This window comes from Bifidobacterium sp. AGR2158 (assembly GCF_000424225.1).
Lineage (GTDB): Bacteria > Actinomycetota > Actinomycetes > Actinomycetales > Bifidobacteriaceae > Bifidobacterium > Bifidobacterium anseris.
Genome location: NZ_KE384151.1, coordinates 80,777 through 98,545 on the forward strand (window position 1 = coordinate 80,777; position 17,769 = coordinate 98,545).

At 62.2% G+C, this 17,769-nt stretch carries 12 protein-coding genes; 3 read left to right on the forward strand and 9 right to left on the reverse strand.

The features are described 5' to 3' along the window. Nucleotides 1-28 precede the first annotated feature (28 nt). From G606_RS11280 to G606_RS0108750, 5 genes are all read right to left on the reverse strand, one after another. Complete coding sequence (locus tag G606_RS11280; protein ID WP_155802883.1) at nt 29-1,546, reverse strand: hypothetical protein; 1,518 nt, start codon at nt 1,544-1,546, stop codon at nt 29-31. Between the two features lie 32 nt (nt 1,547-1,578). Further along, entirely contained in the window at nt 1,579-3,318 is a 1,740-nt protein-coding gene (locus G606_RS10480; RefSeq protein ID WP_051198784.1) for a S8 family serine peptidase, read from the reverse strand. Nucleotides 3,319-3,371: 53 nt separating this feature from the next. Beyond that, nucleotides 3,372-5,024 carry a S8 family serine peptidase gene (locus tag G606_RS10485; RefSeq protein ID WP_081664151.1) on the reverse strand — a complete coding sequence of 551 codons (1,653 nt, stop codon included), beginning with the start codon at nt 5,022-5,024 and terminating at the stop codon, nt 3,372-3,374. Nucleotides 5,025-5,276: 252 nt separating this feature from the next. Then, nucleotides 5,277-5,564 (reverse strand): WXG100 family type VII secretion target, encoded by a 288-nt coding sequence (locus G606_RS0108745; RefSeq protein WP_026645626.1) that lies wholly within the window; start codon nt 5,562-5,564, stop codon nt 5,277-5,279. A gap of 53 nt (nt 5,565-5,617) precedes the next feature. Then, the gene (locus tag G606_RS0108750) at nt 5,618-5,929 is read right to left on the reverse strand and encodes a WXG100 family type VII secretion target (RefSeq protein ID WP_026645627.1); all 312 of its coding nucleotides are present in this window, start codon (nt 5,927-5,929) and stop codon (nt 5,618-5,620) included. A gap of 578 nt (nt 5,930-6,507) precedes the next feature. Between G606_RS0108750 and G606_RS0108755 the strand changes: the two genes are divergently transcribed. From G606_RS0108755 to mycP, 3 genes are read left to right on the forward strand one after another with little or no spacing between them, the layout of a single operon-like run. Further along, nucleotides 6,508-7,884: an EsaB/YukD family protein gene (locus G606_RS0108755; protein WP_231371479.1), complete on the forward strand. Its 1,377-nt coding sequence runs from the start codon at nt 6,508-6,510 to the stop codon at nt 7,882-7,884. Nucleotides 7,885-7,905: 21 nt separating this feature from the next. After that, a complete protein-coding gene (gene eccB / locus G606_RS11450) occupies nt 7,906-9,333 on the forward strand; it encodes a type VII secretion protein EccB (protein ID WP_051198789.1) in 1,428 nt (475 codons plus the stop codon). Then, a complete protein-coding gene (gene mycP / locus G606_RS10495; RefSeq protein ID WP_051198791.1) occupies nt 9,330-10,595 on the forward strand; it encodes a type VII secretion-associated serine protease mycosin in 1,266 nt (421 codons plus the stop codon). The genes eccB and mycP overlap by 4 nt, the downstream gene beginning before the upstream one ends. Nucleotides 10,596-10,899: 304 nt before the next feature. Here the strand turns inward: mycP and pepN are convergent, their stop codons facing one another. The 4 genes from pepN to dapB form a co-directional block, all read right to left on the reverse strand. Beyond that, a complete protein-coding gene (pepN, locus tag G606_RS0108765) occupies nt 10,900-13,524 on the reverse strand; it encodes an aminopeptidase N (RefSeq protein ID WP_026645629.1) in 2,625 nt (874 codons plus the stop codon). Nucleotides 13,525-13,599: 75 nt separating this feature from the next. Beyond that, entirely contained in the window at nt 13,600-15,486 is a 1,887-nt protein-coding gene (locus G606_RS0108770) for a ribonuclease J (RefSeq protein ID WP_026645630.1), read from the reverse strand. A 500-nt stretch (nt 15,487-15,986) separates the two neighbouring features. Next, a complete protein-coding gene (dapA, locus tag G606_RS0108775; RefSeq protein WP_034524154.1) occupies nt 15,987-16,895 on the reverse strand; it encodes a 4-hydroxy-tetrahydrodipicolinate synthase in 909 nt (302 codons plus the stop codon). A 90-nt stretch (nt 16,896-16,985) separates the two neighbouring features. Continuing rightward, complete coding sequence (gene dapB, locus G606_RS0108780) at nt 16,986-17,738, reverse strand: 4-hydroxy-tetrahydrodipicolinate reductase (RefSeq protein WP_026645632.1); 753 nt, start codon at nt 17,736-17,738, stop codon at nt 16,986-16,988. Nucleotides 17,739-17,769: the final 31 nt, after the last annotated feature.

Below are 17,769 nucleotides of genomic sequence, written 5' to 3' on the forward strand. Positions count from 1 at the left end.
CATGCTGTTCGAAAATGGTTTGCGCCGTTCACGCCTCTTGGGCACTGCGGCGACGCCCGGCCATGTTGCCGATCGGTGTGGGACTGAACTCCTCATCCTCCTCGATGACCGGCGCCACATAGCCAAGCTGCTGCCGCTTCTTCTTATCGCCACCAGCACCACCGGCGCCAGCACCGGAACCCATCATCGCCGGATTAGCACGCCCAGCCGCACCAGCCGCACCAGCTGCCGCCGCATTGTTGCGCAACCCTGCCGCCAATCCCTGCGCGCCACGAATCGACGAAGCCGAGGACACTGTAGCCGTAACCGGATTGTTCGCATAGAACGAGCCCACACCTGTCCCGCCGACAGCACCTACCAAGCCCAATGTGCCGCCGGCGCCTGCCGAACCCATCAGCGCCCCACCGGCTGCGGACGACATCATGCCCGCACGTCCGGCCACACCGGTCGCGGCGACACCGGCAGCGGCGACGCCGCCAGCCGAAGCCGCCGAGGAAAGACCCGTCACACCACGCATGCTGTAGCTGTCCACATCAACGCCATCGGCATCGGTACGCACCCACGCATTACGATCGGAATCATAGCGGTACGTGCCGTTCTCATCCCACTCATACAGATAATCGTCATGCCGATCATCATCGTTCGAGCCGCCAACGCGATAGCCGTCACGTCCCGCAGAACCCGACGAACCATTCGCACGATCGGCACCGCCCTGCAATGTTCCCAACGGTCGGGCAGCCCCCGCAAGCGACCCCGCAGCACCGCTTCCGGCCGACGACGACCGACCAGCCGACACAGCAGCAACCGACGAAGCGCTTGAACGTCCCGCACGAGCCGCTGCGGCAACACCAACACCAGCCGCAGTCGCGCCAGCGCCCACACCTGCACCGACGCTGGAAGGACCAGACCCATCACCACTCTGGGAGTGATCAGGAATTGGCCACCCATCAGGAGTTTGCCCCATATCCACAACTGGAATCGGATCTGGAGGCGAAACAACCGCCCCTCGAACACTATTAATTATTGCATTATACTTTTTCTCTGCCTCATCTTCACGATGGCTTACCATCAGCTGGGAGATGAGATTGACGCCGGCAATGCCCATCATGCCAGTCAAGGTGCCCAATCCGGGAACAACGACATTCATTGGCTCGGTGGCATCCATGATCTGCTGCTCCTGCGCGGCATTCAGACGACTGCCCGGAAGCGTCACGTTGTTCGCCTCAATGATCCCCTCATTATGCGCCTCGATGGCTCTCTTCATATCGGTCAGGCATTGCTGGTTGGCAGCGAAATGATCATCGATGTTGTCAACGATCTCTTTCGCCTTCGCATACATGCTGTCCTGAGCCGAGCAGTCGAAATCACCCGACTGCACCATCCACGAACGCACACCATCCACCTTGTCCCGTAACGTCTTAAGCATCGCCTGATAATTACGGATATTATCAATGATGCCATCCGCATCCCATCGATCAGTTTGCGCGATAGACGCTAGGCGCGATTCAAAGAAACCAATAGATGAGTTCACTTCATGCGTTGACATTTCATTCCTTTCCTAAAAGTTCTCTTTCATATTCACTTGTTTTCACGAGGATTATCTCGAGAGTCATGACCTACATAAGTACTGCCATAAGTCATTGGCGCGACGGGGCCAGCGGGAGGATATCCTCCTAGGCCAGACGCCCCTGACGCATTCGCCGGCATCGGCGGAGCGGCGGCCGGCACGGGCGCAACGGCCACAGGCAAGCGCCTGCGGCGACGCACGACCAGACAGGCGACGACGATAAGCGCGGCCACGGCCACGATGCCGCTACCCAACGCCGCCCACAACCACACCGAACCAGACGAAGACGACGCAGACGATGTGGTCACACCCGACGCACCGGCACCATCAGCTTTAGGCGCAGCAGCCTGCCCATTGTCAGACGTCGAGGATGACATGGCCTGGCCGGTGCGGGTGGCCGAGTACTGCATGCAATCGGCGCCACCGTCCTTGCGGCACTGCTCCACCTTCGCCCACGCCGCCTTCTGCCGCTCATACTCCTCACCAACGAGATCGGCCTCTTTGGGCACATCGATGCCCGAACTATCATCCAACCCGAACGGATCGGTCATTCCCGCCAACTGCGTCCAATCGGAATGATCCGTATACATGCCGCGCGTCTCCTCATGCTTCTCGCTGTTGGCCACCGCCGCCTCCAACAACGGATTGACATCCGGATACTGCGACGGATCCGTCGCCAACAACCTCGGCAGATCAATCACACCAAACCCGGCACGCAGATCCCGGTCGAACACCGGCTCCCCACTTGTGTTGCCCCGCGTGTTACGCACCACCGACTGCAACACCTGATTACCCGTCGCATCCGGCCATTTGCTCATCACCAACGCCAACATCCCACTCGTGATCGCCGACGCCGACGACGAACCACCAGAATCCACCTTCACCACACGCGCATCACCAACCGCATACCTGTTGATCCCCTCGCTCGGCGCCAGCAACGTCACACCGCCATCACGACGATTCGCATTCCCCGACTCATCCGCGCCGTTCACCGCCAACACCCCGGGAAAACGATTGATCTTCGTCGGCTCGCCCACATAATCCTTCGGCCCCGAATCCTCGGTATCATTACCCGAACCAGACACGACTACCACTCCGGCGCGCAACGCCCCGACATACGCCTCAACCATATCCGAACCACTCCTGCCTTCGAACGACAGATTGATAATACGATCGCCATTCGCAACGGCCTGACGGACGGAACCGGCAAAATCGATGGCTTTACCATTGGTAGAGCAAGCTTCAGAAAAACCAGACAGACCAGCAGATCCAAACGTTAACGGGTAATGCGTCACTTGCGCATTCTGCGCCACACCCACCAGACCACGATTGCCGTCATAGCCCGAACCATCACCCACGATATACGCAGTCATCATCGTCCCATGCGTCACATAAATCCCCCCATCACCCGCACGCAACGCCGGATCCGACACACGCATCATCCGCGTCTTCTTCAAATTCACACACGACGAAGCACCATCAGGAAGCACCAACCTCGACGCCACATGCTTACCCGCGATCCCCGGATAATCAACAACCAACTGATCATCCAACACCGCGACCTTCACACCCTTGCCGGTCACACCCTGACTCCACGCATCCTGCGCACCCGTCTTCGTGACATACCAATCACCGGCATCCAACTCCACCGCCCACACGGACGGCGTTACAACCAACGCCAACGCCAACACCGCAGCCACAACCACGACACACACGGCACGCACCCGCACCACCACACGAGACACACCCATCACCAAATCCTTTCCAACACGAACACCAACACGAACAGAAGCATGAACACCAATCACCAACGACCACCCCCAGACACATTCGCCGGCATCGACGCAACAGCCGAAGACACGGGCGCAACGGCAGCTTGCAAGCGCCTGCGGCGGCGCACGACCAGACAGGCGACGACGATGAGTGCGGCCACGGCAGCGACACCCGCACCGAGCGTCGCCCACAACCACACCGAACCAGACGAAGACGATGCGCTCGCACCCGACGCACCGTCGCCGCCGCCGTCGGTCTTCGGCGCAGCGGACTGCCCGTTGCCAGCCGACGAAGACGCCGAGGACGACGCAGCCTGGCCCGTACGCGTGGCCGAATACTGCATGCAATCGGAGCCGCCATCCTTACGGCACTGCTCCACCTTCGCCCACGCGCTCTTCTGCCGCTGATACTCCTCACCAACCAACGACGCCTCACGCGTCACATCGATAGGGGTACTACCATCCAGATCGAACGAATCAACCGTCCCGATCAAATGATCGCCCCAATCCGAACGGTCCGTATACATGCCGCGCGTCTCCTCATGCCGCTCACTGTTGATCACCGCAGCCTCCAGCAAAGGATTGACATCCGGATACTGCGCCGGATCCGTCGCCAACAACCTCGGCAGATCGATCACACCGAAACCCGAGCGCAGATCCCTGTCGAACACCGGCTCACCACTCGTGTTGCCCCGCGTGTTACGCACCACCGACTGCAACACCTGATTACCCGTCGCATCCGGCCAACGACTCATCACCAACGCCAACATCCCACTCGTGATCGCCGACGCCGACGACGAACCACCCGAACCCACCTTCACCACACGAGAATCACCAACCGCATACCCATTGATACCCTCCGCCGGCGCCAACAACGTCACACCACCATCACGACGATTCGTCGCACCCGACTCATCCGAGACATTCACGCTCAGCACGCCCGGGAACCGGTTCGTCTTCGCCAGCTCACCCACATAATCCCTCGGACCCGAATCCTCCGTATCATTACCCGAACCAGCCACGACCACCACACCCGCACGCCACGCATCGACGAACGCCTCGACCATCTCAGGACGCTGCGGCGACTCAAATGACATGTTCACGATTCGATTGCCATCCGCAGCCGCCCGGCGCAGCACCGTCGCAAAATCAAGCTCACCACCCACCTTGCACAACGGCGCATCCCCACCGAGAGCCCCAACGCCGAAGCCATTGGGATATGCGGTCACCTGCGCGTCCTGCGCCACGCCCACCAAGCCACGATTGCCGTCATAGCCAGAACCATCACCCACGACATACGACGTCATCTCGGTGCCATGCGTCACATACAGGCCACGATCCCCCGCACGCAAACCCGAATCCGACACATCCATACGAAACTCCTTGTTGCGATCCATGCACCACGTCGCCCCATCCTTCAACACCAACCTCGACTCCACATGCTTATTCGCGATCGCAGGATAATCCAACACAACCTGACTATCCATCACCGCGACCTTCACACCCTTGCCGGTCACACCCTGGCCCCACGCATCCTGCACACCCGTCCTGGTGATATACCAATCCCCATCATCCAACTCCACCGCCCATGCCGACGGCACCACAGCCAACACCACTGCACATACCGCAGCCACCACCGGGCCGACAACAGCACCGGCTCTACTCGTCTGAGTCGATCGTCCCATAAGGTCGGAGTACTTTCTTGCTCAACTTGGGCATGCCGATCATGCACATGATCACGGCCGCCCATCTCAGCGTCACATACAGGTCAACGTATGTGCGCTGGTGCGGCAATCACCCTCTCGCGACCGCCGCACCAGCCTCTCTACTTGTCGTCGTCGCCTATCGACGCGGTCATTGGACGCATCGGCATGCCCCAATGACGACGACGGTGGCGCCCCGACGCAACGTAGCTATCGCGGCGCCACCGGTATCCGTCAGAAGCGAGCCGCGGAACGGTTGTCCGACTCCACGTACTGATCGGCGATCTGCTGGGTGGTGGTGGAGATCTGGGCCAGAATCTGGTTCATCTCCTGGATCTTCTTGTTCCACTCGATCTGCGCACGGTAATACGCTTCCTGCGCGGCGCCGTCCCACTGATCGATGAGCGAACGCACCTGGGAATCGAGCGTATCGAGCTCCTGGCTGATCCCCTTGGAATCATTGGCGATATCGTTCGAAAGCTGACCGACCATCTGCGGGCGGACGGAAATGGAACCTACCATTGGTTTCTCCTCAACTGTTGTGTTTGCTTGTGATGTTTGCTATGCCGTTGCGCTCAGCCCAGCAGCGCCTGCAGGCGCGAGGTCTGGGACTGGTTGTCCGCTTCGTTCGCCGCCTGATCCTTCGCGGTTCCGCGAATGTTGTCACGCAGGTCGTTGAGGATGCGGTTGAGGGCATTCGCCTTCTCCTGCCACGCCATCATCAGCGCGTTGTACGAGGTGGCGGCATCACCCTTCCAGAAGGATCCGAGCTCCCCCATCTTGCTCTCGATGTCCTTGATGCGCTGATCAATGCCGACCCTCGCGTTTTCCACGGCGACGGCGCCCTTCTCAAGCGCGCCCTCACCAGCTGCGATCTTCTCAGCCATGCTGTTCCTCCATTGCGTTCGAAGGTTAGTTATTTATTATCACTGCCGCTTGCTTGTCGGCGGAGCCCCCTACGAGAAACGCGTCCTCATTGGCGTTGGTCCCACATCCAAACCGCAGATTGGACAATCATATCCCACACATGTTTCCTGCATGTACACATATCTCAAGAATTCGACTATTAGAGTAGTGCTCAAGTTTTTCCACATAATCGGCTATATTGCACGCACATTCCATCTTGATCCTGCGTGACCGAAACAGACCGGATATCCGCCTTCCGACTTCTGCACCCCTCATCCGACTGTTGTCCTCAGCTTGCACAAAGGCGCGAAAACTTAAGGATTTCCCCATACCCTCATCCTGCGATTCCCGGTTTTCCCGTAGTATGATATACAATCTTTGACGCATACCGTTGGGAAGCAATGCTTGTGCCGTCGGGGAACAAACCCGCTCCTGCGAACCTCAATAGTGAGAGCGACGCTTAGCCTTCCGGGAACAGTCCAAAAGAAGAAAGGCAGGGAACATGGACACCGATGCCTACGTGCCATCACCTCCACCCTTCGTTCCGGCAGCCCAGGCAATGAATCAGCAAACAGGCAACGACGCCATGGACGGCCCGGAAATCAGCCAGCAATCCTCCATCCCGATCACCGTCTCCTACAAAAAGCGTTCAGTGACGTTGACGGTGGCAGCCGACGTCATCGTCGCCGAGCTGCTTCCCGACATCGCAAGCCGTCTTGGCGTCCTCGACCCCGCAATCGTCTACGGAGGATACCGCCTCGTCAACGGCGACGGCGAAACACTTGACCCGGCCCGCACCATCCCCCAGCAATACATCGCATCCCAGCATACGTTCGCGCTCACCCCCGGTGCCCTCGCCGATTCGGACATCATCTACGACGACGTAGTGGAGGCCGTCGGCTCAAACGTTGGACAGGTCTACCGTGCATGGACGACCAAACACACCACGTTCACCACGTTGATCATCTGCGCCGGCATGCTCGCCATCAGCGCGATATGCCTCGCCGTCACACCCGCCTCGATCATCTCCGCCTCCATCGGTGCCGCATTCGCCATCATCATGCTTGCCCTGACGGCGTTGCTTGACAACCACCAGCTGCAGATTCCGGCCATTGTCATCGGATTGCTGTCCAGTATCTTCGCGGCGCTCACCGGTTTCCAATGCATCGCCGCGATGCATCCGCTCGCAACGGCGTACGGTCTGCCGACGCTCGGCGCGGCCGCCGGATTCCTCATGGCCGGCATCATCATCGTGTTTGTGGCTCCCCGCAGCCGTCCTTACAGCTTCGTCCCGATCATCGTCGGCGCGGTCACCCTCATTCCGAGCGCCTTGGGCGCGATCTGGCCGCATGCGCTCAAACCGGCATGGGTCATCACCGCGACGGCCGCCGCACTCGTCATCAACGCGCTGCCATGGATGTGCCTGTCGGTGGCACGCATCAGCGTCCTCAGTCCGCAATCAGAATCGGAAATCTTCGCACTGCCCAAGCCGATCGACTACGACGACATCCGCAGACACTACATCCAAGGTTCCACCTATCTGTTCATCGGACGCATCGCCATCGCCGCGACGCTGCTCATCTGCACTCCGTACATCATGGGTCTGCACGGCCTGTTCGCCCCGTTGCTGTGCCTGCTCGCCTTCGCCGCGATGCTGCTCGATTCGCGGCAGATCTACACGCTGCGGGAAATGGCGATCACCGTCGGCGCCGCCGGCATCGGCATTCTGCTCAGCGTGCTGTTGCTCGCCGCCACACAACCAGGAACACGCCCCGCGCTTGCCATCGGCCTGCTCGTCTGCGCCATCGTCGCATTGGTCTTCACTTACGTCTCACGGAAGCAATCACTGTTCGTGACGCGCGTGACGGACGCCATCGAAGTCATCTGCATCCTCGCGCTGCCGCCGCTCGCATACTTCATCATCATGGCATCATGACGATTCAACAGGGGAAGCATCATGGCTGACAAAAAAGACCTCGCCGAAGCGCAACGCTATTCACGCCGCCGACTCGTCACGGCCTTCACGAGCGGCATCCCCTCGGACGTGGAACTTACGCCGAAGAAAAACCAAACGCCGGTCATCGTCGGCATCGGACTGACGATCATCGCCATCCTCGTCGGCGTGTTCTACGGATACATGAAGCCGGCGCTGCCGGACAACTGGCAGAACAGCAAACTCATCGTCGCGAAGAACTCCGCCGCACGCTACGTCAGTGTCGACGGCAGACTGCATCCGGTCATCAACGCGATCAGCGCACGCCTGATGATCCCCTCCTCCGATTTCGCCGTCATCACCGTCGACGACGAACAGCTCGAAGGCATCCCGATCGACTCCACACTCGGCATTCTGGGAGCTCCTGATTCTCTTCCCCCACGCAGCGGACTCGTGAGCGGAACGGCGACAAGCTGCACCTACGAACATCGCCTGTACAACATGATCAGCGACGATTCGCCGAAACGCTCCGAGAACAAGGAGGCCATCGTCGCGCGTGCCGACGGAAGCGACTATCTCATCTCGAACACGAAACGGTACCAGCTTCCCAGAAACCTGAACCAACGCGACGGGTTCCTGCGCGCCTACGGCATCCCGCAGACCGCGCAGATCGATGCGTCGATCCAATGGCTCAATCTCTTCGAAGCGGGGACGACGATGCAGCCGATCACCATCGGCGCATCGAGCGACGCCGACGTCGACGGCGTCCGTCCAGGAGCGATCGTCATGCAGCAGGACGCCCCTTCGGAAGCGCGCTACGTCGTCATGGAAGACGGATCGATCAGCCATCTCGACGACGTCGCCTACGCCCTCTACGCGATAGACAAAAGCGACAAGCAGCTCGAACCCATCATGCTGAGCGCGTCCGAATTCCAAAAACTCACCAATGCGAAACAGTCGCCGCTGCCCGAGGATTGGCCGCACACCACGCTCATGATGGCGGACGACAGCAGCGCGATGTGCGCGACGCTGCCGCTGCGCTCGGACGACGACAGCACGGCCGCACGCTTCTACACCGACGACGAGCTCGCGCGACAGGTGCGCGCGGACACGGACGTGCAGGACGACGAGACGAACATCACCACGACGATCCGGGGAGGCACCGGCGTGCTGATGCGTGCCAGCATCGGCGGCAACGGCTCGGCGGGCACCATTTACGCGATCGACGCGACCGGTACCGCATATCCACTGCCCGGCGCACAGGAGGAAACGCTCAAGCGGCTCGGCTACACCAATGAGGATGTGCACAACGTCCCGCGCGGATGGGTCGACATCTTCCCGACCGGCGTCGAACTGACCCCACAGGCGGCGGCGAGCGCGCCCGGTTCGAAGAAACCGGAAGTGGAAACGGTGAAGGAACATCAGTCCTCCGAACAGGCGGAACAGCAATGAGCGGCAACTGCGCCACATCGTCGCGACGCAGGCTCCCGCATATCATCGCCGCGATCTGCGCATGCCTGTGCACGGTGGTCGTCATCGGTCTCGCCCCGCAGACGGCGATGCCCACAGCGCAGGCGGATGAGGGACAACGCCAATGCCAAGCGGGCATCGAAAACTACATCACCGACACACCTTGGACGAACACATTGTTCAATGTGGAGGCTTTGCATCAGCAAAGCACCGGCAAGGGCGTGACGGTCGCCATCATCGACTCGGGCGTCAGCACCGAGAATCCGCACCTTGCCGACGCCGTCGTGGAAGGGAAAAGCTACATCCCCGACGACGATTCAAAAGGGAGGAAAGATGTCTACAGCCACGGGACGATCGTGGCCGGCATCATCGGCGCGCGGCGGATCAAAGGCTCCTCCGTCGTCGGCCTCGCTCCGGACGCGAAGATCATGCCGATCCGTGTCTTCAAGGCACTACGGGAGGAAAACGGGCAGACGACCGGTAACGCCGACCTGTTCACGCTCGCGGACGGCGTCCGCTACGCCGCGGACCATGGCGCACAGGTCATCAGCATCTCGATGAGCGACACCCATGACCTTCCGGCGATGCAGGACGCCGTGAAATATGCGGACAAACACGGCGCGCTCGTCGTGGCGAGCGCGGGCAACCGGCTCACGTCGTCAAGTACCGTGGACGGCATGCGCTATCCGGCGGCCTATCCGGAAGTCGTCGGCGTATCGGCCGTGACGATGGAGCTCACCTCCACCGAGGACGCGATCCACGGCACGCAGGTGGACGTCGTGGCGCCCGGCGCCAATGTGGCTTCAACGATCCCCAACGGCGTGGACTGCGGATTCAACGACGGATCCTCCACAAGCTATGCGACGGCATTTGTGAGCGGACAGGCGGCGCTCATCGCCGAACGCTACCCCGACGAGACGCCGGCACAATGGAAGCAGCGGATCCTGACGACCGCGAACCGCAGCCATCCCGATGAGCGCGACGATGAATACGGATGGGGCGTCATCGATCCGATCGCATCGCTCAACGTGGCCCTCTCCGACAATCTGCGCGGACCGAACATCAACGGTCAGACGACGCAGCTGCAGGCCGATCGCCCAACGGACAGCATCACCTTGGCACCGCAGCATGATCCGAATGCGCTGGCGAAGCGCATCATCATGCTGATGACGATCATCACCGTCGTCATCTGCGCCACCGCATGGCTGCATACGCTCAGACGACGCGAGGATAGCGACAGCTGAAGCGGATCGGCAGGGCATCTGCACCGTATCTGCGCTGAGCGGTAGCATTTCCGCGCCGAATGCCGGGTATGCCCCTCTCGCAAGCGCGTCATATCAAGGATTTGAAGTCCCCATACTTCAAGATGCCGATGAAAAAGCTACCTCCCAGCGCAGATACCCAGTAGATACACGCTGGAGTCGTCCGATCGGGGCCCGAAAACGCGTGAGAGGGGTGATACGCACTGGCGCATCACCCCTCTCACCGAGCGATACCTTATATATATAGGTCAATCAGTATATATTTGGTCAATCAGTCGCTATGTCCTCATCCCTCGACGGTCTCGCTAAGCTTCGCGTTGAACTCGGCGACGGCGCGGGTGCGTTCCGAGGCCTCCACGTTGCCGCGGACGATGCGCTTGAGCGCGTTGTCCGCATCCTGATGCGCGTCGAGCCACGCGTTGCCGGCCTCGACGAGCTTCGCCGGATCGGCGAAGCTCGGGTAGAGGCCTTCGAGCAGCGCCTCGGCCATATGGAACGACTTGTTCTTCCAGATCCATGCGGCCTGGTCGAAGTATTCGTCCACATACGGGTCGACGAGCTCCTGGCTCGGCGTGCCGGCGAAGCCGCGGGCGACCTCCTCGAGCTGGCTGTTCGTCAGCGCGTCGTTGTGCAGCGCCTGATCCCACGCCCAGCGCTTCGCGTCGGCGGTCGCACGCACGGCCTTGGCGCCGTAGGCGAATTCGCGGTTCTCGGTCGTGTCGCGGCGCTTGAGCTCCGCCTCGATGTCCTCATCCTTGATTGCGTTGACGGACGCGAGCGCGCGCACGAGCGACCAGCGGAAGTTGTTGTCGAGTTCGAGTCCTTCAAGCACGAGCGAGCCGTCGAGCAGGCCGCGCACCGTATCGGCGAACGCGTCGTCGCCTTCGACGCCGTAGCTCAGGTAGGCGGAGGCGAGCTGGAACTGCATGTCGGAGCCGGCCGGCGCGACCTTGGCGAGCGCGAGCAGCTGCTGCGCGACGTGGCGTGCGATGTCGGCGCGCTTGGCCGGGTCGGTGTAGTGCCAGACGGTCGTCGACAGCGTCGCGAGCGCGTAGCGGAAGGTCGTCGATTCCGTTTCGGTCGACAGCAGCTTGAGCGTCGTGTCGATGAAGTCGGTCGCGGCAAGTTCGGCGTCGCGCGTCATGTCCCACAGCGCGAGCCAGACGACGGCGCGGGTGAGCGCGTCGTCGAAGCGCTGCAGGTTCGCGAGCGCGAACGCGAGCGAATCGTCGTCGAACCTGAGCTTCGTGTAGGTCAGGTCGTCGTCGTTCGCGAGGATGAACGCCGGCTTCGTCTTGCCTTGCGCCGGCACGGCCGTCGTTTCGCCGTCGACGTCGAGTTCGATGCGGTCGGTGCGCACAACCTTGCCGCTGGCCGCGTCCTCATCGTAGAAGCCGACGGCGAGGCGGTGCGGGCGCAGCACCGGATGCGCTTCGGGTGCGCTCTGCGTGAGCGTGAGCGTCGCGATCGTGCCGTCGTCGGCGCAGGTGACGTCGGTTGCGATCGTGTTGATGCCCGATTCCTCGAGCCACTTCTTGCTCCACGTCTTGAGGTCGCGGCCGGAGGTCTCCTCGAGTTCGGCGAGCAAGTCGTCGAGCGTCGCGTTCGAATAGGCGTGGCGGTACAGGTAGTGGTTGATGCCTTCGAAGAACTTGTCGCGGCCGACGTAGGCGACGAGCTGCTTCAAGACGGAGGCGCCCTTCGCGTAGGTGATGCCGTCGAAGTTGACGTAGGTGTCGTTGAGGTCGTTGATCGGTGCGACGATCGGGTGGGTCGTGCTCAGCTGGTCCTGGTTGAGCGCCCAGCTTTTCTCGCCGGAGCAGAAGGTCGCCCATGCGTCCTTCCAGTCGGTCGCTTCGGCGGTGGCGAGCGTCGACGTGAACTCGGCGAAGGATTCGTTGAGCCACAGGTCGTTCCACCATTTCATCGTCACATAGTCGCCGAACCACATGTGCGCGAGCTCGTGCAGCACAGTGACGACGCGGCGTTCGGCGAGCGCGTCGGTGACCTTCGACGAGAAGACGTACGAGTCGCGGATCGTGACCATGCCGATGTTCTCCATCGCGCCCGCATTGTATTCGGGCACGTAGATCTGGTCGTACTTCGCGTACGGGTACGGCACGCCCCACGTCTTCGCATAGAACGCGAAGCCTTTCTTCGTGATGTCGAACAGGTAATCGACGTCCTTCGCGAAGTCGTCCTTGAGCGCCTGACGGCAGTACTGCGCCATCGGGATCGTGCGGCCGTCCTCGTTCTCGTAGGTCGTGTGCCATTCGGCGTACGGTCCAGCGCAGATTGCGGTCAGGTACGAGCTCATCGTCGGCGTCGGCGCGAAGGTCCAGTGCTTCGTCGATTCGGCTGGCTTGTCGGCGAGCGTGCCGTCCATCGTCATGCGATCGAGATCCACGACGGAGGCGGCGGGCATGTTGCTCGTGACGATCCACGACTGCGGCGCGGTCACCGTGAAGTCGAAGACGGCCTTGAGGTCGGGCTGGTCGAAGACGGCGTAGACGCGGCGCGCGTCCGGCACTTCGAACTGCGAGTAGAGATAGACGTTGCCGTCGGACGGGTCGACGCTCCTGTGCAGGCCTTCGCCGGTCGTCGAATAGCGGCACAGCGCCGTCACGGTGACGGTGTTGTGTTCGGCGAGGTCATTGAGTTGGATACGGTCATCGTCGAAGACCTCGTTCGGGTCAACGTCGACGCCGTTGACAACGACCTTCGTCACTTCGTCGGCGATGAGGTCGAGGAAGGTGCTCTCCCCCGCCTTCGCGCCGAACTCGATCGTCGACGTGGAGACGAAGGTCGTGTCCCCCTGCGTCAGGTCGAGGTCGACGGCGTAGTGGATCGGATACTGCACGATCGATTTGCGTTCCTGCGCTTCGACGCGTGTGAGATTGGCTCCTGGCATAGTGCTCCTTGATGCTTGCTTGATCTGCTGTGCTGCGTGCTGCCGCCGGCGTCCGGCCATACATGGCCGTGGACGTCAGTGCGCGTAGCCCTCCATCGAATCCATGTCGGCGGCGATGTCCGCGACGACCGGGACGATCATCGGCTTGCGGTGCAGTTCGCGCGCCACCCAGCTGCCGAGCGTGCGGCGCATGATCTGCTGCAGCTTGTGGACGTCCTTCGTGCCGGTCATCATCGCGTCGCGCAGCTGCTCGATGATCTGATGGCGTACCTTCTCGAACTCCTTCTCGTCCTCGGCGACGGCGTTGAGATACACCTTCGGCCCGGAGACGACCTCGGCGGCGTCGGTGTCCACGACGGCGAAGCACGAGACGAAGCCTTCGGATCCGAGGATGCGGCGCTTCTCGAGCTCCTCGTCGGTCAGTTCGCCGACCGAATCGCCGTCGACGTAGATGTAGCCGCACGGCACCGAGCCGACGATTGCGGCCTTGCCATGGTAGAGGTCGACGACGTCGCCGTCCTCGGCGAGCACGACGTTGTTCGGGTCGATGCCGGTCTTCACGGCGATCAGGCCGTTGGCGACGATGTGGCGGTTCTCGCCGTGGATCGGCATCGCGTTCTTCGGCTTGACGATGTTGTACATGTACAGCAGCTCGCCCTCGTTGCAGTGACCGGAGACGTGCACGGCCGCGTTGTCGCGGTTGACGACGCGCGCGCCGAGCTGCACGAGCTTGTTGATGACCTTGTACACGCCGTGCTCGTTGCCCGGGATGAGCGAGCTGGCGAGGATGACGGTGTCGAACTCGTTGATCGTGATGTCGCGGTGGTTGCCGTCGGCGATGCGGCCGAGCGCGGCCATCGGCTCGCCCTGCGAGCCCGTGCACATGTAGACGAGCTTGTTGTCCGGATAGTCCTTCGCCTTCTTCAGGTCGATGACGGTGTCCTCGGGCAGGTGCAGGTAGCCGAGGTCGGCGGCGATCGCCATGTTGCGCACCATCGAACGGCCGACGAAGACGACCTTGCGGCCGTACTTGTGGGCGGCGTCGACGACCTGCTGCACGCGGTGCACGTGGCTCGAGAAGCTTGCGACGATGATCTTGCGCGTCGCGGTGGCGAAGACCTGATCGAGCGCCGGACCGATTGACGTCTCCGGCTTGACGAATCCAGGCACTTCGGCGTTCGTCGAATCCATCATCAGCAGGTCGATGCCCTGCTCACCGAGCTTGCCGAATTCGACGAGGTCGGTGACGCGGTGGTCGAGCGGCAGCTGGTCGAGCTTGATGTCACCGGTGTCGATGAGCGAGCCGGCGGGCGTGCGCACACACACGGCGAGCGCGTCCGGAATCGAATGCGTCACCGAGACGAATTCGAGATTGAAGGGGCCGACCTTGAGCTTGTCGCGGCCCTTGACCTCGATCATCTCCGGTTCGAGGTGATGCTCCTTGCATTTCGCCTCGACGAAGCCGAGCGTGAGCTTCGAGCCGATGAGCGGGATGTCGGGACGCATCTTGAGCAGATACGGCACGCCGCCGATGTGGTCCTCGTGGCCGTGCGTGAGCACAAGCGCGTCGACCTTGTCGAGGCTGTCCTTGATGTAGTTGAAATCCGGCAGGATCAGGTCGACGCCCGGCTGCTCCTCCTCAGGGAACAGCACGCCGCAGTCGATGAGCAGGATGTGGCCGTTGTATTCGATGACGTTCATGTTGCGGCCGATCTCGCCGAGGCCGCCGAGTGGGACGATGCGCATCGAACCCTTGCGGTACTTCGGCGGCGCGATGCGGTTCTCGTCGCTCGTGTCCGACGTGGCGAGCGCGCGCGTGCGCGTCTTCTTCGCGCCCGACTTCGTCTCGCTCTTCGCCGTCGTCTTGCGGCTGCGCGTCGTCTTCTTCTCGTCCGACTTCGCGGACGTGCTCTTCGACGCGGCCTTGCTCGTGCGCGTCTTCTTCGCGCCGCCTTCGCCGATCGATTCGACGGCGAGCTCGGCTGCTTCGATCTGGTCGTCCGCGCGGCGCGTCGTGCGGCGGCGCGTCTGCGTGGTCGTGTCCTGTGCCGTTTGTGCGGCCTTCCTCTTCGAACCGCGCACATGCGTGGTCGTTGTTGTCTCTGTCATGGTTCTTTTTTGGTTTCTCTTCAGTGCCGCCCGCCTATGCGCGCGGCGAGGCTTCATCTGATCGCGGCCGGCGCCTGTGGGGATGCCCGTACGGTCCATGCGGTACGGCGACGAGGCGGATGGTCATCGGCTCACGATTGTCGTTCATTATGCTCACAGTGTATCGCCGTCATGGACGGACACGGCTCGTGAACGGCCGGGTTACAGCTAACGGCGCAAACGACGCCGGCGGCGAATACGCGACGGGATACGTGACGCCGCCGGCCGGCAATCAATATGCGGCAGTGCGATCACACACACATGCGATCGCACTGTCATTTATAGAACTGTCATGTATATATAGGTATCCGCGTTCAGTCGATCAGGTCGCTCGCCCGCATGCCGGCGCGGACGACCTCGATCTGTTTGGGCGTGGGGCCGACGTTCGGCAGACGCATCTGCGTGCTTTCGAGGATGCCGCGCACGTACAGCGCCGCCTTCGCCATGACGGCCTGGAAGCCGGTGCCGTTCATCGCGTCAATCGCCGGCGCGATGCGATTCGCGAGCTCCTGCGCGCGGTGGATGTCTCCGCGATCGAAGGCTTCGGCGAGTTCGCGCATCGGATGCGCGGCCGCATGGGCGACGACGGAGATGATGCCGACGGCGCCGATCGATAGGAACGGCAGATAGAGCGCGTCGTCGCCCGAATACCAGGTCAGTCCGGTTTCGAGACGCTTGCGCACGGCGCCGGCGATGTCGCCGGTCGCGTCCTTGACGGCCTTGACATGGTCGAGTTCGGACAGGTGGCAGTAGGTGTCGAGCGCGATGCGCACGCCGGTGCGCCCCGGCACGTCGTAGACGATGATCGGCTTGTCCGCCGACTCGTCGACGGCACGGTAATGGTAGAATATGCCCTGCTGCGAGGGACGCGAATAGTACGGGCAGACGACGAGCACCGCATCGGCGCCCGCCTCCTGCGTCTGCTCGACCATGCGCACCGTGTGCGCCGTGTCGTTCGAACCCGCGCCGGAGATGACGGGAACGTCGACGACCTCCTTGACGGCGCGGACGAGATCGACCTTCTCATCCATGTGCGTCGTCGGCGATTCGCCGGTCGTGCCGTTGACGACGAGACCGTCGGCGCCGTCGGCGACAAGCTGCTTCGCGACGCGCTGCGCGGCGTCGTAGTCGATGGATCCGTCGGCCTTCATCGGCGTCACCATCGCGGGAAGTACACGCCCGAAGGGGGCGGGATCGAGAAGATGCATTGTTCCGTCAGTCATAGCTGCAACGGTACTGGTCGGTTAGGACGCGTCCCGCCGCCCCAACCGGCCGCTTGCGGCCGGCGATTGAGGGATCGCCGGCCGCAAGAATCACAGATCGAGGAAATGGTCGAGACCGACGGTCAGTCCCGGGAATTCACCCGAGGCGACCTTGCGCACAGCGAGCAGCACGCCGGGCATGAACGAGCCGCGGTCGAAACTGTCGGCGCGGATGACGAGCTGCTCGCCGGCGTTACCGAAGAGCACCTCCTCATGCGCGTTGAGGCCGCGCAGACGCACCGCGTGCACATGGACGCCGTCGACGACCTGGCCGCGCGAACCGCCGTCGGTCTGCGTGTTGTCCGGCACGGCGCCGAGGCCGGCCTTGGCGCGTGCGGCGCCGATACCCTGCGCCGTGTGGATCGCTGTGCCCGAAGGCGCGTCGACCTTGTCCGGATGATGCAGCTCGATGACCTCGGCCGATTCGAAATACGGCGCGGCGAGACGCGCGAAGTAATCGGCGAGAACGGCGGAGATCGCGAAGTTCGGCGCGATGAAGACGCTTTGGCCTTCGCGCGGCGCCTGCGCGAGCGCGGCACGCACCGCGTCGAGCTTCTCGTCGGTCCAGCCGGTCGTGCCGACGACGACGTCGACGCCCTGCGCGATGAGCGTGAGCACGTTGCCGAGCGTCACGGACGGCACCGTGAATTCGACGACGACGTCGGTGTTCTCCGGCGTGATCGCCGTCAGGTCGTCGCCGGCATCGAGCGCGAGCGCGAGTTCGGCGTCGGAGGCGGCGTTGACGGCGTCGACGACGTGCGAGCCCATGCGGCCCTGCGCACCGACCACGGAAACCTTGATCATGATGGCACCAGCTTTCTGCTTGTGGTTGCTT